Annotated in this window: 17 protein-coding genes; 5 read left to right on the top strand and 12 right to left on the bottom strand. The window is 72.4% G+C overall.

Translation table 11 applies throughout. The features are described 5' to 3' along the window. The first annotated feature begins 128 nt into the window (after positions 1-128). The 3 genes from OHB00_RS46845 (at position 129) to OHB00_RS46835 (ending at position 2,734) form a co-directional block, all read left to right on the top strand. A complete protein-coding gene (locus OHB00_RS46845; RefSeq protein WP_406444572.1) occupies positions 129-779 on the top strand; it encodes a TetR/AcrR family transcriptional regulator in 651 nt (216 codons plus the stop codon). 99 nt (positions 780-878) lie between these two features. Next, positions 879-1,706: an acyl-CoA thioesterase gene (locus tag OHB00_RS46840; RefSeq protein WP_406444570.1), complete on the top strand. Its 828-nt coding sequence runs from the start codon at positions 879-881 to the stop codon at positions 1,704-1,706. After that, entirely contained in the window at positions 1,703-2,734 is a 1,032-nt protein-coding gene (locus OHB00_RS46835) for a dihydrodipicolinate reductase (protein WP_406444568.1), read from the top strand. Before OHB00_RS46840 ends, OHB00_RS46835 begins: the two co-directional genes overlap by 4 nt. Positions 2,735-2,765: 31 nt before the next feature. Here OHB00_RS46835 and OHB00_RS46830 read toward each other — a convergent pair whose 3' ends face one another. Continuing rightward, positions 2,766-3,920 carry a thiolase family protein gene (locus OHB00_RS46830; protein ID WP_406444566.1) on the bottom strand — a complete coding sequence of 385 codons (1,155 nt, stop codon included), beginning with the start codon at positions 3,918-3,920 and terminating at the stop codon, positions 2,766-2,768. Positions 3,921-4,020: 100 nt separating this feature from the next. Here OHB00_RS46830 and OHB00_RS46825 point away from each other — a divergent pair, with 100 nt between their 5' ends. After that, on the top strand, positions 4,021-4,788 hold the full coding sequence (locus OHB00_RS46825) for an SDR family NAD(P)-dependent oxidoreductase (protein ID WP_406444564.1): 768 nt from the start codon (positions 4,021-4,023) through the stop codon (positions 4,786-4,788). 72 nt (positions 4,789-4,860) lie between these two features. On the opposite strand, the gene OHB00_RS46820 is transcribed toward OHB00_RS46825, so the two are convergent. From OHB00_RS46820 to OHB00_RS46805, 4 genes are read right to left on the bottom strand one after another with little or no spacing between them, the layout of a single operon-like run. Continuing rightward, positions 4,861-5,646: an enoyl-CoA hydratase/isomerase family protein gene (locus OHB00_RS46820; protein ID WP_406444562.1), complete on the bottom strand. Its 786-nt coding sequence runs from the start codon at positions 5,644-5,646 to the stop codon at positions 4,861-4,863. A gap of 1 nt (position 5,647) precedes the next feature. Beyond that, positions 5,648-6,739, bottom strand: coding sequence for an acyl-CoA dehydrogenase family protein (locus OHB00_RS46815; protein ID WP_406444560.1), 1,092 nt, complete (start codon positions 6,737-6,739; stop codon positions 5,648-5,650). After that, positions 6,726-7,619: an acyl-CoA dehydrogenase family protein gene (locus OHB00_RS46810; protein WP_406444558.1), complete on the bottom strand. Its 894-nt coding sequence runs from the start codon at positions 7,617-7,619 to the stop codon at positions 6,726-6,728. Before OHB00_RS46810 ends, OHB00_RS46815 begins: the two co-directional genes overlap by 14 nt. Further along, entirely contained in the window at positions 7,597-9,015 is a 1,419-nt protein-coding gene (locus OHB00_RS46805) for a class I adenylate-forming enzyme family protein (RefSeq protein WP_406444556.1), read from the bottom strand. Before OHB00_RS46805 ends, OHB00_RS46810 begins: the two co-directional genes overlap by 23 nt. 97 nt (positions 9,016-9,112) lie before the next feature. Between OHB00_RS46805 and OHB00_RS46800 the strand changes: the two genes are divergently transcribed. Next, entirely contained in the window at positions 9,113-10,114 is a 1,002-nt protein-coding gene (locus OHB00_RS46800; protein ID WP_406444554.1) for a 2Fe-2S iron-sulfur cluster-binding protein, read from the top strand. Here the strand turns inward: OHB00_RS46800 and OHB00_RS46795 are convergent. The 7 genes from OHB00_RS46795 to OHB00_RS46765 all read right to left on the bottom strand — a co-directional run bounded on the left by OHB00_RS46795 (position 10,091) and on the right by OHB00_RS46765 (position 17,316). Next, positions 10,091-11,146: a CaiB/BaiF CoA transferase family protein gene (locus tag OHB00_RS46795; RefSeq protein ID WP_406444552.1), complete on the bottom strand. Its 1,056-nt coding sequence runs from the start codon at positions 11,144-11,146 to the stop codon at positions 10,091-10,093. The two genes, OHB00_RS46800 and OHB00_RS46795, sit on opposite strands and share 24 nt — an antisense overlap. After that, positions 11,143-12,099: a TIGR03564 family F420-dependent LLM class oxidoreductase gene (locus tag OHB00_RS46790; protein ID WP_406444550.1), complete on the bottom strand. Its 957-nt coding sequence runs from the start codon at positions 12,097-12,099 to the stop codon at positions 11,143-11,145. The genes OHB00_RS46795 and OHB00_RS46790 overlap by 4 nt, the downstream gene beginning before the upstream one ends. Before the next feature lie 46 nt (positions 12,100-12,145). Next, entirely contained in the window at positions 12,146-12,538 is a 393-nt protein-coding gene (locus tag OHB00_RS46785) for a cobalamin B12-binding domain-containing protein (RefSeq protein ID WP_406444548.1), read from the bottom strand. A gap of 22 nt (positions 12,539-12,560) precedes the next feature. Continuing rightward, complete coding sequence (locus OHB00_RS46780; RefSeq protein ID WP_406444546.1) at positions 12,561-14,141, bottom strand: methylmalonyl-CoA mutase family protein; 1,581 nt, start codon at positions 14,139-14,141, stop codon at positions 12,561-12,563. Positions 14,142-14,305: 164 nt separating this feature from the next. Then, positions 14,306-15,130: an SDR family oxidoreductase gene (locus tag OHB00_RS46775; protein ID WP_406444544.1), complete on the bottom strand. Its 825-nt coding sequence runs from the start codon at positions 15,128-15,130 to the stop codon at positions 14,306-14,308. A gap of 87 nt (positions 15,131-15,217) precedes the next feature. Next, the gene (locus OHB00_RS46770; RefSeq protein ID WP_406444542.1) at positions 15,218-15,613 is read right to left on the bottom strand and encodes a hypothetical protein; all 396 of its coding nucleotides are present in this window, start codon (positions 15,611-15,613) and stop codon (positions 15,218-15,220) included. 236 nt (positions 15,614-15,849) lie between these two features. Further along, on the bottom strand, positions 15,850-17,316 hold the full coding sequence (locus tag OHB00_RS46765; RefSeq protein WP_406444540.1) for an MFS transporter: 1,467 nt from the start codon (positions 17,314-17,316) through the stop codon (positions 15,850-15,852). Positions 17,317-17,341 lie beyond the last annotated feature (25 nt).

The following is a 17,341-nucleotide window of genomic DNA, read 5'->3' as shown; positions in this document are numbered from 1 at the left end:
GAATGTCATTCTCCGAATTGGCAATCAGCAGTCTTCTCCATATCTCCGATGCTGTCCAGACTCGGCACCGGTCGCTTCCCGATGTAGTGCAGTAATGTTCTCCCATGGCACAGAAGGCGGATCAGCCCGTGAGCACCCCGACCGAGGAACCGGCCTGGAAGCAGCGCGCCGTGGAGCGCTCCACCCAGGCGGCGAAACGCCGGGCCGAACAGAGGGTGGAGCGGTTCCTCGACGCGGCCCAGGCGATCATGGCGGAGAAGGGCACGACCGACTTCACCGTGCAGGAGGTCGTCGACCGCTCCAAACAGTCACTGCGGAGCTTCTACCAGCACTTCGACGGCAAGCACGAGCTGCTCCTCGCGCTGTTCGAGGACGCGATGAGCAAGTCCGCGGAACAGCTGCGGGCCCTCGCCGCCGAACAGTCCGATCCACTGGACCGGCTCAGGGTGGTCGTCCAGGAGCTGTTCGAGAGCTCGCGCCCCGACCCGGCCACCCAGCAGCAGCCGCTGTTCACCGACTTCGCGCTGCGCCTGCTGATGTCGCACCCGGCCGAGATGCGGGTCGCGAACGCTCCGCTGCTCGCACTGTTCACCGAGCTGATGCAGGACCTGGAGGACGCGAACCTGCTGCGCTCGGGCTTCAAGGCCAAACGGGTGGCGGCGCTGACCATGCAGACCGTCATGTTCAACGCACAGTCCAGCGGCCAGGACGCGGCGCATCCGCTGACCGCGGACGAGATCTGGGACTACTGCGCGAACGGGATCACGGGCGACGACTAGTCCGAGCCGGGCCGGCCGCCGAACCGGCGGCCGGCCCGGGGACACATATCCGTGAGAGCGCCATTCTCACATCTGAATACTTCCATTACCCTCGCTGGCATGCCACTTGCCGTGAGTGAACTCTGGGACGACCTCCTGCACTGCCTCGATCTCCGGGGACGCGACGAGGAGACCGGTCCCGTCTACGAGGCGGGCAACCAACGACTCGGCTACCACCGCCTGTTCGGCGGGCAGCTGCTGGCCCAGTTCGTCCGGGCGGCACAGCTCAGCTGCCCGGACAAGAGCGTGAAGTCCCTGCACGCCCTGTTCGCGCGGGCGGCCCGCCCGGAGGAACCCGTCCGCTACGAGGTGCGGCGCCATCACGACGGGGGCTCCTTCGCCGCGCTGACGATCGTCGCCCGGCAGCCGAAGGGCGTGGTGGCCACCGCGTCGGTGTCCCTGCACGTCCCGGAGGACGGCCCCGCCCTGCAGGCGGTTCCGGCCGTGCCCGCCCTGCCCGGCCCCGAACACCGCACGGACCTGCACCCGATCCCCTGGGAGACGCGCACCACCGCCGACCTGGACACCGCCGCACCCGAACCGCCCGAGTTCGACGTGTGGATGCGCACCCCGGCCGGCGAGGCGGACCTGGCCCCGGCGCTCACCGCCTACGCCACCGACCTCACGCTCATCGGCACCGCCCTGCGCCCTGTACCCGAAGTCACCCAGCACGACTCCGGAACGGCGTTCACCTCCGCGGTCACCTCGCACACCGTCTGGTTCCACCGCCCGTTCGGCGCGCACGGCTGGCTGCTGCTGCGGCAGCACAGCCCGGTCCTGGCGCACGGCCGCTGCTTCGGCCGGGGCGACGTCCTCACCGAGGACGGCACCCTCGTCGCGTCCTACGCCCAGGAGGCCCTGCTGCGCTTCACGAGTGAGGCGCCATGACGCCGTACCGGGTGGTCCAGTGGGCCACCGGCACGATCGGCGCCCGCTCGCTGCGCGCCGTCGTCGAGCACCCGGACCTCGCCCTGGCCGGCGTGTACGTCCACACCCCGGCCAAAGCGGGCCGCGACGCGGGCGAGTTGTGCGGATGCGGCCCGACCGGCGTCACCGCCACCCACGACGTCGAGGACCTCCTGGCCCTGGGCGCGGACTGCGTGCTCTACATGCCGCTGCGCTGCGAAGTCGACGAGGTGTGCCGGCTGCTGGCCTCGGGCGCCAACGTGGTGACCACGCGCGGCGAGTTCCACCACCCCGGCAGCATGGACCCCGTCGTCCGCGAGCGGGTGGCGGAGGCCTGCGACCGGGGCGGCACCTCGATCCACAGCACGGGCAGCAGCCCCGGGTTCATCACCGAGGCGGTGCCGCTCGTGCTGACGTCCCTCACACGCCGCCTGGATCTCCTCACCATCGACGAGTACGCCGACCTGTCCCAGCGGCCGTCCCCCGAGCTGCTGTTCGGCGTGATGGGCTTCGGCAGCGCGCCGGCGGCGTTCGACGAGCGGCGCCTGTCCCACGCACGCACCAGTTTCGGCCCGTCCCTGCGGCTGGTCGCGGACGCCCTGCGGCTGCCGCTCGACTCCCTCGAACCGACCGGCGAGCTGGCGACCGCGCGCGGTCATGTCCGCATCGCGGCAGGCGAGTTGGCCGCGGGCACGGTCGCGGCCCAGCGGCTCACGGTGACCGGGCTGCACGCGGGCCGTCCGCTGCTGCGCTTCCGTGCCACCTGGTACTGCACGAGCGACCTCGACCCGGCCTGGGACCTGCACGACACCGGCTGGCATCTCACGGTCGAGGGCGACACCCCGCTGGACGTCGGCGTCAGGCTGCCGGTGCCGCTCGACCGGATGGCCGAGGTGTCCCCGTCGTACACGGCGCACCGGGCGGTCAACGCCGTGCCGTTCGTGTGCGCGGCGGCTCCCGGGATCCGTACGACGCTCGATCTGCCGCAGGTCACGGCGGCACTGGGGTGAGCGCGCCGGACCCGCGGCGCCGCGGCGTGCGCTACGGGGCCGGCACCTCCACGACCATCGCCGAGCCCATCCCGCCGCCGGCGCACATCGCCGCGACGCCGATGCCGCCGCCCCGGCGCCGCAGTTCGTGCACGAGCGTGACCAGCATGCGGGCGCCGGTGGCGGCGACGGGGTGGCCGAGGGAGCAGCCGCTGCCGTTGACGTTGACCCGGTCGGGGTCGAGTCCGAGACGGCGGACGGCGGCCACGGTCACCGAGGCGAAGGCCTCGTTGATCTCGTAGAGGTCGACGTCGGCGGCGGTGAGGCCGGCGCGGCAGAGCGCCTTGGGGATGGCCTTGATCGGCGAGAGCCCGGTTTCCGCCGGGTCCACGCCGACGGACGCCCAGGACCGTACGGTGGCCAGCACGGGCAGCCTCTCGGCGGCCGCCGTCCGGTCGCTCGCGACCACCAGGGCGGCCGCGCCGTCGTTGCCCCCGCAGGCGTTGCCGGCGGTGATGCTGAAGCCCTCGATCTCGGGGTGCAGCGGCTTGAGCGCGGCGAGCTTCTCCAACGACGTGTCCCGGCGCGGGTGTTCGTCGACCGAGAACAGCCCGTGCGGGGTGTCGAGGGGCACCAGCTCCGCGTCGAAACGGCCCTCGTCGATGGCGCGCACGGCGTTCTGGTGAGAGCGCAGCGCCCACTCGTCCATCGCCGCGCGGCTGACGTCGGCCCGCTGGGCGACGTTCCAGCCGATGGTGATCGACATGTCGTTGTTGGGGGCGTCCGGCCGGTTCGGATGGGTGGGTGGCATCCAGGGCTCGACCCATGCGCCGTCGACGCGGAAGGCGGACTTCGGCGCCGTCGAGGCCGAGTTGACGCCGCCCGCGATCACCAGCTCGTCCATTCCGGCGCGGATGCTCGCGGCGGCGTCGGCGACGGCGGCCAGGCCGGCGGCGCAGTGCCGGTTGACGGCCGCCCCCGGGATGCCGGTGAGGCCGGTGGTCAGCGCGGCGTGGCGGGCGAGGACGCCACCGCCGTAGAGGCCCTCGCCGAGGATCACGTCGTCGACGCGGTCCGGGTCGAGCCCGGCCGCGGCGGCCTGGACGATGTGGTGGGCCAGATCGAAGGCGGTGGTGTCGCGCAGGGTCCCCTTGCGGGCGGTGCCGACAGGGGTGCGCAGAGCGGACACGATGACTGCCTCGGGCATGGACGGTCTCCAACTCGGCGGGTCGGGCAGGGATCACATCACATTGCGAGAATGCTACTCTCGCCATACTAGAACCACATATCCCTGGAGGGGAGTCGCGATGCAGGTTCAGGGCACATCCGCACTTGTGGTGGGTGGGGCGGGGGGCCTGGGCGAGGCCACGGTCCGCCGGCTGCGCGCGGCGGGAGCGTCCGTGGTCGTCGCCGATCTCGCCGACGAGAAGGGCAAGGCTCTGGAGGAGGAGCTGGGCATCCGGTACGTGCGGACGGACGCCACCGACGAGGGCGAGGTCCGCACCGCGATCGGGGAGGCGGAGTCGCTCGGCCCGCTGCGGGTCGCGGTGGACGTGCACGGCGGACCGGCGAGCGGCGGGCGGCTGGTCGGCCGGGACGGCGAACCGATGGACCTCGCCGGGTTCCGGCGGACCCTCGACATCTATCTGACCGGTGTCTTCAACGTCCTGCGGCTGGCCGCCGCCGCGATGGCCCGTCAGGAGCCGGTGGACGAGGACGGCGGCCGGGGTGTCGTCGTCACCACCGCGTCCATCGCGGCGTACGAGGGCCAGACCGGTCAGCTTCCGTACGCCGCCGCGAAGGGCGGGGTCGCCGCCATGACCCTGGTGGCCGCCCGCGACCTGTCCCCGCTCGGCATCCGGGTCATGACGATCGCGCCGGGCACCTTCCTGACGCCCGCCTACGGCAAGTCGGGCGACCAGCTGGAGGCCTACTGGGGGCCGCAGGTCCCGCATCCCCGCCGGATGGGCCGGTCCGCCGAGTACGCCGCTCTCGTCCAGCACATCTGCGAGAACGACTATCTCAACGGCGAGGTGATCCGCCTGGACGGGGCGCTGCGCTTCCCGCCCAAGTGACGGCCGTCGGGGCGGACCTCCCGCCCCGCACCGACGCACCCCGCACCGGCGGACCCCGCACCGGCGGACGGGTCACCGCTCCCGGGCGGTGAGGCGGGCGAGGGTGTCGCGGAAGTCGTCCGTCTGGAAGGACTGTTCCTCGGCGGTCGTGGCGTAGTCGAGAGTGGCGAGCACCGCGCGCTCCAGATGCATGTTGAGGACGCGTTTGGTGCTCTCCGCCGCCTGCCTCGGCAGTCCCGCGATGCGTTTCGCGCAGGCGGTCGCCTCGGCAAGGGGGTCGGCCACCACGTGGTTGGCCAGCCCGAGGGCGACGGCCTTCTCGGCCGGGATGCGGGCGCCGGTGAGGGCGTACTCCTTGGCGAGCAGCAGGCTGGTGTGCAGCGGCCAGGTGAGCGGGCCGCCGTCGGCCGCGACCAGGCCGACCTGGACGTGCGGGTCGGCGAGGTAGGCGCCCTCGGCCATGTAGACGATGTCGCTGAGCGCCACCAGGCTGCACCCGAGCCCCACGGCGGGCCCGTTGACGGCCGCGACGACCGGGACGCGGCAGCGGACCATGCCGAGGACCAGGTCCCGGCCGTGGGCGATGGTCTTCGCACGCAGTTCGCGATCCTGTCTGATCTCGTCGAGGTAGGCGAAGTCGCCGCCCGCGGAGAAGGCCTTTCCCGCCCCGGTGATGACGGCGGCCCTGGCCTCCCGGTCCTCGGCCAGCCGGGGCCACAGCCCGGCCAGGCCCGTGTGCAGCGGGTCGTTGACGGCGTTGAGCGCGTCGGGCCGGTTCAGGGTGATGATCCGCAGCGGGCCGTCCGCGCGGACGTCGATCTCCTCCGGCATGCCGTACAAGTTCTGACCGTCCGTCATGTCAGGCTCCCAGTCCGAGGATCCGTGCGGCGATGATGTTCTTCTGGATCTGCGATGTGCCGCCCATGACACTCTGCGCGCGGCTGTAGAGGTAGGCGTGCAGGAGGTCCGGGTCATCGGCGCCGCCGACGGCCAGGGCCGCGTGGCCCACCGTCTGTTCCGTCCAGGTCATGAGGAGCTTGTCGAGGGAGCCGTCGGGGCCATGGGAGACGCCGTCGAGCTGTTCGGAGAGCCGTCGGCGCACGTGCAGGCGCAGCATCTCCGTCTCGACGACCGCCCAGGCCAGTTCCGGTGGCAGGGTGGCGCCGGGGGTGCGGTCCACGAGTTCGCGGACGAGCTTTGCGTAGCGGGCGGTGAAACCGAGGGTCGAGGGTTCGCGTTCGTGTCCGACGACGGTCATGGCCAGCGCCCAGCCCTCGCCCGGCGCGCCGACCATCTGGTCCGCGGGCACGGTGGCGCCGTCGAACAGGACCTGGCCGAACTCCTTGGTGACTCCGCTCATCATCTTCAACGGGCGCTGCTCGACACCCGGTTGGTCCATGGCGACGATGAACGCGGAGATGCCCCTGTGGCGGGGGGCGCCCGGGTCGGTGCGGGCGAGGAGCAGGCACCAGTCGGCGACGTCGGAGTAGCTGGTCCAGATCTTGTGGCCGTGCACGACGTAGGTGTCGCCGTCGGGGGTGGCGCTGGTGGTGAGGGAGGCGAGGTCGGAGCCGGCGCCGGGTTCGCTGAAGCCCTGGCACCAGCGTTCGGTGCCGTCGATCATGCCGGGCAGGAAGCGCCGGCGGAGTTCCTCGCTGCCGTGCCGGCCGAGGCCCTGGACGAGGTAGCCGAGGCTGGGGCGGGCGGGGGCGCCGGCGCGGGCGAGTTCCTCGTCGAGGATGACGTCGTAGACGGGCGGCAGGTCGTGGCCGCCGTACTGCGCGGGCCAGGACAGGCCGAAGAAGCCGGCCGCGTGCAGGGCGCGGTGCCATTCGCCCTGGCGGGCCCAGTACGCGTCGCCGGCGGTGGGGAAGGTGCCGGCGCGTTCGGCCAGCCAGCCGCGCAGGCGGTCGCGGAAGGCGGCCTCCTCGGGCGAGTCACGAAAGTCCACGGTCGATCTCCTCCAGGCGTACGGGGAACAGGTCGGTGGACGTCAGCGCCCGGCGCAGGTGGACGTGGGCGAGGCACTCCCAGGTGTTGCCGATGCCGCCGTGCACCTGAACGGCCGTCTCGCAGACGGTGCGGGCGGCGCGGGCGCAGTAGAGCTTGGCGATGCGGGCGGCCCGGATCGCCTCGGCGGGCGGCAGTTCGTCGACGGCCCAGGCGGCGTGGCGCAGGACGCTGACCGAGCCCTCGACGAGGGCCAGCGCTTCGGCGAGGAGGTGGGCCACCGCCTGGTAGGAGCCGATCGTCCGGCCGTACTGCTCGCGGATCCTGGCGTAGTCGCGGGCGAGGGTGTGCGCGCCGCGGGCCGTGCCGACGAGGTCGGCCGAGGTGGCGACCACGGCCAACGCCCGCCAGCGGACGGCGGCTTCGCCGGTCAGGATGCCGATCTGCTCGGGTGCGCCGCTCAGTTCGGCGGCGTGGCGGGTCAGGTCGGTGCCGGGAACGAGCGGGCCGATCCCGGTGGACAGCACACGGTCGCCCTCGACGGAGAGGGCCCGACGCATGCCCCGGGCGTCCCGCGCCCGGCCGTCGACGGCCACGGTCGCCGACGAGATCCCGAAGGCCAGGTCGTCGGCGAGCACGGGCCCGAGAAGCGGTACGTCCACCAGTCTCCGCCCGAACTCCTCCACGACGAGGGCCACCTCGACGCCGGAGGCGCCGTCCGAGCGCAACGCCCGCCAGCCGGTGGCCTCGACCGCCTTCGCCAGCCGCCCGATCCGCTCGGCGTCGTCCAGGTCGAGGACCGATCCGGGTCCCAGGTCGTCGGCCAGCCTGGCTGCCGCGTCACGGAGTTGACGTTGTTCAGCTGTCAGCCGTACGTCCATCGCGCTCCTTGAGTACCTGTTCCTTGAGAAGTCGCCGCAGCACCTTTCCCGAGGGCAGGCGCGGGATCTCGGTCACGAACTCGACATGGCGCGGTCGTTTGTACGAGGCGAGCCTGCCGCCGACCAGTTCGACGAGCTCGGCGGCGTCGACCGGCGCGGCCCGCCGGACCGCCGCGACGACCGCCTCCCCGTCCGCGCCGTCGGGGACGCCGAACACCGCGCAGTCGGCGACCGCCGGATGGGTGTGCAGCACGGCCTCGACCTCGGCGGGGGCGACCTGGAACGCCCGCACCTTGATCATCTCCTTGGAGCGGTCGGTGAGGCTCACCCACCCGTCCGCGTCGACGCTGCCGACGTCCCCGGTGCGGTACCAGCCGTCGTGCAGGGCGTCCGCCGTCGCCTCGGCCGGCAGGTACCCGGCCATCAGGGACTCCGAGCGCACCTCGATCTCCCCGGTCCCGCCCGGCCCGACGGTCTCCCCAGTCTCCAGCGAGACCACGCGCACGCGCACGCCCGGCACGGGACGGCCGGCCGAGTCCAGCCGTGCCCCGTCGAGCGGGTTGCAGGCGATGACGGGCAGTTCACTCGCCCCGTACGCGGGCACCCAGCCCACCCCGGTCCGCCGTGTCACCGTCTCGGCGATGCTCGGGGTCACCGGGGTGGCGCCCCACATGATGTAGCGCAGCGAGGACAGGTCGTACGACTCCAGCTTCGGGTGGGAGGCGATGGCGAGCGCGATCGGGGCGACGGCCATCTCCACGGTGATGCGGTCGAGTTCGATGTGGTGCAGCAGCCGGTCCAGGTCGAAGCGGCGGTGCAGCCGCAGCCAGGCCCCGGTCTCCAGGGCCGTGACGATGTTGAGCAGGCCCAGGATGTGCGAGGGCGGGGTGGCGATCTGGATGCGGTCGCGCGAGGTGAGGCCGAGGGCGTTCTGCCAGTGCCGGACGGCGGCGGCGAACGAGGCGTGCGTGTGCCGGACCGCCTTGGGCATGCCGGTGGTGCCCGAGCTGAACACCAGGACCGCGTCGGCGTCCTGGTCCACGGACACCTTTTCGCCGCGTCCCGGCTCGATCGGCTCGTCCAGGTGCAGCATCGGCATCAGTCCGGCGAGCACCCGGTGGTCGCCGACCGCGTGGGCGGGCCCGGTGATCTCCAGGGCGTGTTCGACCTCGCCCCGCTTCCAGGCCGGGCTGAGCAGGACGACCACCGCACCCAGCCGCCAGAGGGCCTGCACGGCGATCACGAACTCCGGCCGGTTGGAGGACATGAGCGCCACCCGCTCCCCCTCCCGCACACCCCGCCGGGCCAGTGTCCCGGCCAGCCCGTCCGCGAGGGCCGTCAGCTCGGCACGGCTGTACGCCCGGTCCTCGAAGACCAGCGCGGCCCGTTCGCTCATCTCTCGCTCCCACCCCTTGAGAGGATCCCATCTGCCAGGCGAGAATAGTATTCTCGTTTCGATAGAACCTTGATACCAGAGCCAGAGGAGGGCGTCCATGGCGAGCCCCGCACTGTTCCGGCGCGCGACCGTCGTCAAGATCGTCCAGGAGACAGCCGACGCCCGGACCTTCGTGCTGGACCCGCACGACGGCCCGTTCTCCTACCAGGCCGGGCAGTTCTGCGTCTTCCGGGTCCGGGTCGACGGCCGGGACCTGCTGCGTTCGTACTCGATGTCGAGCGCTCCGGAGTCCGACGCCGAGCTGACGACGACGGTCAAGCGCGTCCCGGACGGCAAGGTCTCCAACTGGCTGATCGACCGTGTCGAGGAGGGCGACGAACTCGAACTGACCCTGCCCCGGGGCCGGTTCTGCCTGCGCCCGGCCACGACCCCGCTGCTCGGTTTCAGCGGCGGCAGCGGCATCACCCCGATCCTGTCCCTGGCCAAGAGCACCCTCGCCGGCACCGACCGGGGCGTCCGGCTGCTCTGTGCCGACCGCGACCGCGACGCGGCGATCTTCCGCTCGGCGCTGGAGGACCTGGCAGCGCGGTATCCCGGGCGTCTGACGGTCGTACGGCACCTCGACGCCGACCGCGGGTTCCTCGACGCGGCCTCGGTACGGGAGTTCGTCGGGCCGGACGGTGCCGCGGACGCGTACGTGTGCGGTCCTGAGCCCTTCATGGCGCTCGTGGAGTCGGCGCTGCCCGGGCCCGGGCGCATCTTCAGCGAGCGGTTCGGCGGCGACGCGCCGGCGCCGTTGGCGGACGGGACCGCTCCCGCCGAGGACACCGGCACCGTCACGATCCAGCTCGGCACCAAGCGCGTGTCGGTGCGCAAGCACCCGAACGAGACGCTGCTGCAGACCGCCCGCCGGGCCGGTCTGACCCCGCCGTCCTCCTGCGAGGCGGGCAACTGCGCGACCTGCATGGCCAGGCTGACGGAGGGCAGCGCGACGATGCGGGTGAACGACGCTCTCACCGAGGAGGAGGTCGCCGAGGGCTACGTCCTCACCTGTCAGGGCATCCCGGACGAGGGATCAGTCACCGTCCACTACGAGTGAGCCGTGTTCGCCGAGACGGGGCGGCGGCCGGAACTCGGGCTCGTGTCCGGCGATCCGGACCGGGCTGCCGACCAGCCGGAAGTCGCCCGCCCGGACGATCATCTCCGGGGTGGCGTCCAGGGCCTCGGGCAGGGTGCGCACGGCCGCCGCCGGGATGCCGAGCGGCCGCAGCCGCGCCTCCCAGCCCCTGGCCGTGTCGGCGGCCAGGGCGCGGGTGACGGCGGCGAGGACCTCTTCGCGGCGGGCCGCCCGCTCGGCCATGGTGGGGAAGCCGTCGATCCCGGCCTCGGCGGCGAAGCCGCGCCAGAAGCCGTCGTGTGTGACGAACAGCGCCAAGTGCCCCTGCCGGGTGGGGAAGAGCTGGGCCGGCACGTAGTAGGAGTGCGCGCCGCCCGGCATGCGGCGCGGCTCGACGCCGTCGTTGAGGTAGGCGGCGGCCCGGTAGTTGAGCTGGGCGAACATCACGTCCCGCAGCGCCACGTCGACCTGGCCGCCGCGCCCGGAGACGATCTGGGCGAGCAGGCCCAACGCCGCCGTGAGGGCCGCGGAGTTGTCGACGGACGAGTACCCGGGCAGGGTCGGCGGCCCGTCCGGGTCGCCGGTCAGCGCGGCGACCCCGGTCGCGGCCTGGATGACGTAGTCGAACGCCGGGTCGTCCCCGCCGTCCAGCCCGTAGCCGGTGACGGCGACACACACGATCCGTTCGTTGTGGCGGCGCAGGCCGTCGTACGTCAGCCCCAGGCGCCGTATCACCGACGGCTTGAGGTTGACCAGCAGCGCGTGCGCGTCGGCGGCCAGCTCGCCCAGTCTCCGGCGCCCTCGCTCGGTCGTGAGGTCGAGGCAGACGCTGCGCTTGTTGCGGTTGATGCTGGCGAAGTAGGCGTCGCCCACCTGCCGGGAGAGGTCGCCGCCGGGCGGCTCGATCTTGGTGACCTCGGCACCGAGGTCGGCGAGGAGCATCGTGGCGAAGGGCCCCGCGAGGATGTGGCCGACCTCCAGGACGCGGATGCCGGCGAGGGGGCCGGGGCTCACCGGAAATCCGCCGCCAGGCCGGCGATCATCTCCCGGGTGCGGCGCTTGGAGGCGACCAGTTCCTCGCGGCCGTCGCCGATGGGCAGCAGCCGTACCGACAGGTCGGTGACCCCCGCGTCCGCGAACCGCTTGAACCGGGCCGCGATCGCCGCCTCGTCACCCGCCGCGCACAGGTCGCCGACGTCCTCGGCGTCGCCGTACCCCAGCAGCCGCTGGTAGTTCGGCGAGATCTCGGCCTCGCCGAGAATGCGGTTCGCGCGTTCCCGGGCCGCGTCGGCCTCGGAGGGCCGGCACAGGCACACCGGGATGCCGGCGACGACGCGCGGCGCGGGGCGACCGGCGGCCTCGGCGGCCTTGGTGATCCGGGGGACGACGTGGTCGGCGACGGCGCGTTCGTCGGCCATCCACAGCACGGTCCCGTCGGCGCGCTCGCCCGCCAGGGCCAGCATGACCGGGCCGAGGGCGGCCAGCAGGACGGGCAGCGGGCCGACCGGGGCCAGGTCGAGCGGATTGTGCACGGTGTACGTGGCGTTCTCGACGTCGATGGGGCCGGGACCGCTGCGGGCCGCGTCCAGGACGTCCAGGTAGTCACGGGTGAGACCGGCCGGGCGCTCGTAGGGCAGGCCGAGCATGCCCTGGACGATCCAGTGGTGCGAGGGGCCCACGCCGAGGGCGAGCCGGCCGCCGGTGGCCGCCTGCGCGGACAGCGCCTGACGGGCCAGCGCGACAGGGTGCTGGGCCTGCAGCGGTACGACGGCGGTGCCCAGCTCGATCCGGGACGTGCGCGCGCCCATCAGCGCCACGGCGGTCAAGGCGTCGAAGTCCGAAGGGACCTGAGGCACCCACGCGGTGTCCATCCCGGCGCTCTCGGCCCACTCCACGTCCGCGATCATGCGCGAGGCCTTCCGCGCGGAGTCGCCCCGCTCGGGCCCGATCATGACACCGATCCGCACGTTCCCTCCAGATGGTCCGGGTTCGGGGCTCCGCGCACGCGGAGGGTCAGGAGGACGTCGTGAGCGCGCGCACCTCGGCGACCACGACGTCCAGGGGGGTGCCGGTGGGGAACACCCCCGCCGCGCCCGCGGCCTTCAGGCGCGGGACGTCCGCCGGCGGGATGGTGCCGCCGACGACGACGGTGATGTCACCGGCGTCGGCGGCCCGCAGTCCCTCGACGGTCCTTGCGGTCAGCGCCAGATGGGCGCCGGACAGCATGCTCAGGCCGACCATCGCCACGTCCTCCTGGACGGCGGTGGCGACGATGTCGTCGACGCGCTGCCGGATGCCGGTGAAGACCACCTCGAAGCCGGCGTCGCGCAGCGCCCGTGCCACGATCTTGGCACCCCGGTCGTGGCCGTCCAGGCCGGGCTTGGCGATGAGAACGCGAGTCGCCATCAGTGCATCACCGGATTCCCCATCAGAACACCACCGGTTGCCGGAACTCGCCCCACACGTCCTTCAGCGCCGTGACCATCTCGCCGACGGTGCAGTAGGCGTTGGCGCAGTCGATCAGGGGGCCCATCAGGTTGTCGGTGCCCTCCGCGGCCCGGGAGAGGGCGGCGAGACGGGCGCGGACGTCGGCCGGGTCACGCTCGGCCTTGACACGGGCGAGCCGCTTGAGCTGGGTCTCGCGGCCTCGCGCGTCGAGTGCGTAGGTGGCGATGTCGGGAGCGGGCTCGTGCTCGTCGACGTAACGGTTGACTCCGATCACCGGCCGCTCGCCGCCCTCGACCTCCTGGTGGATCCGGTAGGCCTCGTCGGCGATGAGCCCCTGGAGATAGCCGTCCTCGATCGCCCGGACCATCCCGCCGTGCGCCTCCAGGTCCGCCATGATCTCGACGATCCGCTCCTCCGTGGCGTCCGTGAGCGCCTCCACGAAGTACGAGCCGCCCAGCGGGTCGGCCACCCGGGCGACGCCGGTCTCGTGGGCGAGGATCTGCTGGGTGCGCAGGGCGAGGGTGGCCGACTCCTCGCTGGGCAGGGCGAACGGCTCGTCCCAGGCGGCGGTGAACATCGACTGGACGCCGCCGAGCACCGACGCCAGGGCCTCGTAGGCGACCCGGACGGTGTTGTTGCGGGCCTGCGGGGCGTACAGCGAGGCGCCGCCGGCCACGCAGCCGAAGCGGAACATGGCCGCCTTGTCGGCCGCGGCGCCGTACCGCTCACGCACGATGGTCGCCCAGCGCCTGCGTCCGGCACGGTACTTGGCGATCTCCTCGAAGAAATCGCCGTGCGTGTAGAAGAAGAAGGAGACCTGCGGGGCGAACCGGTCGATCGTCATCCGGCCGCGCTCCAGCACGGTGTCGCAGTACGTCACCCCGTCGGCGAGCGTGAACGCCATCTCCTGGACCGCGTTGGCGCCCGCGTCGCGGAAGTGCGCGCCGGCCACCGAGATCGCGTTGAACTTCGGCACCTCGGCCGCACAGAACTCGATCGTGTCGGCGATGAGCCTGAGGGACGGCTCGGGCGGCCAGATCCAGGTGCCGCGGGAGGCGTACTCCTTGAGGATGTCGTTCTGGATGGTGCCGGTGAGCTGGGCCCGGGGTACTCCCCCGCGCTCGGCGGCGGCCACGTAGAGGGCGAGCAGGATCGCCGCCGTCCCGTTGATGGTGAAGCTTGTGCTGATGCGGTCCAGCGGGATGCCCTCGAAGAGCACCTCGGCGTCGGCCAGCGTGTCGACGGCCACGCCGACCCGGCCGACTTCCTCGCTCACCTCGGGGTCGTCGGAGTCGTAGCCGCACTGGGTGGGCAGGTCGAGCGCCACGGACAGGCCGGTGCCGCCCTGCTCCAGCAGATACCGGTAACGCCGGTTCGACTCCTCGGCGGTGCCGAAACCCGAGTACTGCCGGAGCGTCCACAGGCGCCCCCGGTACCCGGAGGCGTAGTTGCCGCGCGTGAACGGGAACGTGCCCGGCGCGGGGGGCTCGGCAGCCCGGTCCGCCGGTCCGTAGACCGGCTTCAGCGGGATGCCGGACGAGGTCTGCGCGAAGTCATCCATCGTTCGGATACGCTACTTGCGAAAAATGAGAATGCCAATACCGCAAGCGAGAACGGCCAGAGCAGCCAGCGCCCCGAAGGGGCGCGGGGAACTGCGCGGCCAGCCCCCGCGCAGCCGCAGACGCACAACTCCCCGGGACCACCCCCACAGAGCACTCTTCGGCGCTACTCCTCCCGCATCGCCGCGCACAGACCGCCGTCCACCACGATGTCGACGCCGTTCACGAAACTCGCCTCGTCGGACAGCAGGAACGCGGCGACGGCGGCGACCTCCTCGCACCGCCCGGGGCGGCCCACCGGCGTGCGCTCGATGAGCTCCCGTACCGACGCGTGCCGGGCCATCTCCAGCCGTGTCACCGGGGTGTCGATCGCGCCGGGCGACAGGGAGCACGCCCGGGCACCGACCGGCCCGAGCCGCACGGCCTCGGCGGGCACGAGGCGCTGCACGCCGTAGGTGGCCCACGGATAGACCCAGGCGGGATCCTCCAGCGCCGGGCCCACCGCGTCGCGGACCCGGTCGAGGAAGTCCTCCCGCAGCGGGTCGTCCAGGACGGCCGCGACCGCCGGGTCGGGGTCGACGTGGGCGATCAGCGGGGACACGGAGGCCAGGTACACGAACGCCGTGCCGGCGGTGGCCAGCGGGCGCAGCGCCTCGGCGAGCAGGGCGGTCGCGACGAAGTCGCCCTGGAGGATCGTGCGCCAGTCGGCCCCCTCCGGGCCGACGCTCTCGGCGTGTGCGACGGCCCGGAGCGTACCGAGTTCCGCTGCCCGGCCGGCCAGCCGGGCCACGTCGTCGCGGTCGGCCGTGGTGCCCGCGAACGGCTCCGCGACGGCTTTCCTGCCCTGGCTCGACAGGTCCTTCGCGTACGCGGCCACGGCGGCTTCGTCCTGGTCGACCAGCAACAGCACGTCCACCATGTCGGCCAGACGGCTCGCGCATGCCTGCCCCGTCCCGCGACCGGCACCGGTGGCAATACCTACCGTGGTCATGCGCCACTCCTCACTAGAGACACTCGTCACAGCACGAGTGTCCCCCGGGTGGCGGTGTCCGGGCCCCGGCGGGGCCCGGACACTCCGTTACGGCGTGCACACGGTCTTCAGCTTGTCGGCCGCGGCGTCGATCCTGCTGGAGTCGGGATTCGTGTCGCCGTTCAGGATGGCCTTGTTGTAGTCCTTGATCGCCTTGTTGAGGTCGTCGACCGCCTTGTCCACCTTGCTGTCGTCCGCCTTGTTGTTGATCTTGTCCAGATTGTTCTCGATGGTGGTGATGGATTCCTCGGTCCGTGTCGGGTCCTTGGCCGCGTCCGCGCCCGCCTTGTTGATGGCCGTGATGCTGTCGGCGATGGAGTCGGCGCTGGTGAGGCAGTCCAGCGAGTCGTTGGGGTTGCAACCGGTGGCGAGCGCGGCGGTCAGAGTGACGGCGGCTGCGACGGTGGCGAGAGCGGTGAAGCGACGGCGGCGGTCGGCGGCCATGGGGGCGGTCCCTTCTCACGGCGGCGCTGCGCGCGTCCGCCGGCGGAATTCCTCGGGCACGGGAGCTCGGCGCCCCCGCGATCTCTGCCCTCTACGATTCCGTGGCGCGACCGCCGTCACGAGTAAGCGGGCTCCCCGAACCATGGTGTAGCCCGCTCCACCACACGGGGCCCGGACCGCGCCGGGGGCTGCCGGCCACCGGCCGGCAGCCCCCGCCCGATGGGACCGACCCCCCGTCAGGCCGCCTGCACGACCGGGGACTCGACGGCCTCGTCGAGGCGGGCACGCCTCGGCACGAGCGCGACGAGCAGCATCCCGAGGGCCACGCATCCGACGACGAGCCAGAGCCCGTTGACGAAGCCCTGGTCGAGGTAGAACTGGGTGCCCTTGAGGACCACTCCATGCTGGGCCATGACCACGAAGGCCAGCTGGGAGACGACGATCTGGGCGACACCCTGGGCGAGGTTCTGGGCGCCGTTGGCGAGAGCCTGCTCGGCGGGCGTCACCACCTCGATGATCATGATGGGCACGACGGCGACGACCATGCCGGTGCCGAGGCCTGCGGCCACGCCCCAGCTCACGATCTGCGGGCCGTTCTCGTGGAAGTGCGTGGCGAGGGCGTAGCCGACGACGGTGAGCGCGGCGCCGGCGGCCAGCAGGATCCGGGCGTCCACCCGGCGGGCGATCCAGCCGGTGCCCACGGCGCCCACGATGATCATCGCGCTGATCGGGCTGGTGACGATGGCGTTGTGGGTGCCGGACCAGCCGAGGCCCTCGGAGACGTGCGGGATGTTCGGCATCAGCACCAGCAGCTGGATGACCACGCCGACGGCGCTGAGCGAGCCGGCCGCCACGGAGGTGGCCAGCAGCACGGTCCACACGGGCCGACGGCGCGTCATGGCCGGCGGGAACAGCGGCTCGGCCACCCGGCGCTCGACGATCAGGAAGGCGATCAGCGCGGCCACCGCGCCCGCGACGTAGCCGATGAACTTCCCGCTCCCCCAGCCCCAGTCGGCGCCCTCCCCGACCGCGTACACGAGCCCGGTGACCCCGGCGCCGAGGAGGAGTCCGCCGGTCCAGTCCATGCGGCCGGCGTTCTGCCGGACCGGGCTCTCCGGGACGAGGACGGCGACCATCACGAAGCTGACGGCGGTGCTGACGGCCATGAACCACAGCACACCGCGGAAGCCGTAGTCGTCCAGCAGCCGGCCGGCCAGGAACGGTCCCCCGAAGGCGACCAGGCCGACCCCGCCGGCGAGAATGCCGCTGGCGATGCCGACCCAGCGGCGCGGGAAGATGTCGCGCGTGATGGCGTACCCGATGGGCATCGTGGCCGCGTAGACGCCGGCGAGTCCGCGTCCGATCAGCAGGGTGCGGTAGTCGGTGGCGACGGCGGCGAGCAGGTCGCCGGCGAAGCCCAGGCCGGTGGCGACGAGCAGGACGCGCTTCTTCCCGAACAGTGCGGCGCCCTTGATCATGAACGGCAGGAAGAAAGTCCCTGTCAGCAGGGTCATCAGGGTGAACCAGGCGATCTGGGTGGTCCGGAAGTGGATCGCGACGTCGGCCTGGGCGATGCCGGACAGAGCCGCGACGAGCGACACCAGTTGGACCGTCCACAACAGCGCGACGACGACGAGCACGTTGCGTGTGGTGGAGCGGGATCTGTCGTCCGCCTGAGGCGGAACGGTCTGCGTCTGGGACATGAGGGCCTTCCGTGGACGGTCGGGG

This window comes from Streptomyces sp. NBC_00631, from assembly GCF_045206895.1.
In the GTDB taxonomy this organism is placed as follows: Bacteria; Actinomycetota; Actinomycetes; order Streptomycetales; family Streptomycetaceae; genus Streptomyces.
This window is presented reverse-complemented; position numbering and strand designations above follow the sequence as displayed.

Bases quoted from the DNA above. Each gene is read 5' to 3' on its own strand.
- OHB00_RS46800 (WP_406444554.1), top strand. From the start codon at position 9,113: ATGGCGAGCCCCGCACTGTTCCGGCGCGCGACCGTCGTCAAGATCGTC.
- OHB00_RS46805 (WP_406444556.1), bottom strand. From the start codon at position 9,015: ATGAGCGAACGGGCCGCGCTGGTCTTCGAGGACCGGGCGTACAGCCGT.
- OHB00_RS46825 (WP_406444564.1), top strand. From the start codon at position 4,021: ATGCAGGTTCAGGGCACATCCGCACTTGTGGTGGGTGGGGCGGGGGGC.
- OHB00_RS46765 (WP_406444540.1), bottom strand. From the start codon at position 17,316: ATGTCCCAGACGCAGACCGTTCCGCCTCAGGCGGACGACAGATCCCGC.
- OHB00_RS46830 (WP_406444566.1), bottom strand. From the start codon at position 3,920: ATGCCCGAGGCAGTCATCGTGTCCGCTCTGCGCACCCCTGTCGGCACC.
- OHB00_RS46810 (WP_406444558.1), bottom strand. From the start codon at position 7,619: ATGGACGTACGGCTGACAGCTGAACAACGTCAACTCCGTGACGCGGCA.
- OHB00_RS46775 (WP_406444544.1), bottom strand. From the start codon at position 15,130: ATGACCACGGTAGGTATTGCCACCGGTGCCGGTCGCGGGACGGGGCAG.
- OHB00_RS46835 (WP_406444568.1), top strand. From the start codon at position 1,703: ATGACGCCGTACCGGGTGGTCCAGTGGGCCACCGGCACGATCGGCGCC.
- OHB00_RS46780 (WP_406444546.1), bottom strand. From the start codon at position 14,141: ATGGATGACTTCGCGCAGACCTCGTCCGGCATCCCGCTGAAGCCGGTC.
- OHB00_RS46770 (WP_406444542.1), bottom strand. From the start codon at position 15,613: ATGGCCGCCGACCGCCGCCGTCGCTTCACCGCTCTCGCCACCGTCGCA.
- OHB00_RS46840 (WP_406444570.1), top strand. From the start codon at position 879: ATGCCACTTGCCGTGAGTGAACTCTGGGACGACCTCCTGCACTGCCTC.
- OHB00_RS46820 (WP_406444562.1), bottom strand. From the start codon at position 5,646: ATGACGGACGGTCAGAACTTGTACGGCATGCCGGAGGAGATCGACGTC.
- OHB00_RS46785 (WP_406444548.1), bottom strand. From the start codon at position 12,538: ATGGCGACTCGCGTTCTCATCGCCAAGCCCGGCCTGGACGGCCACGAC.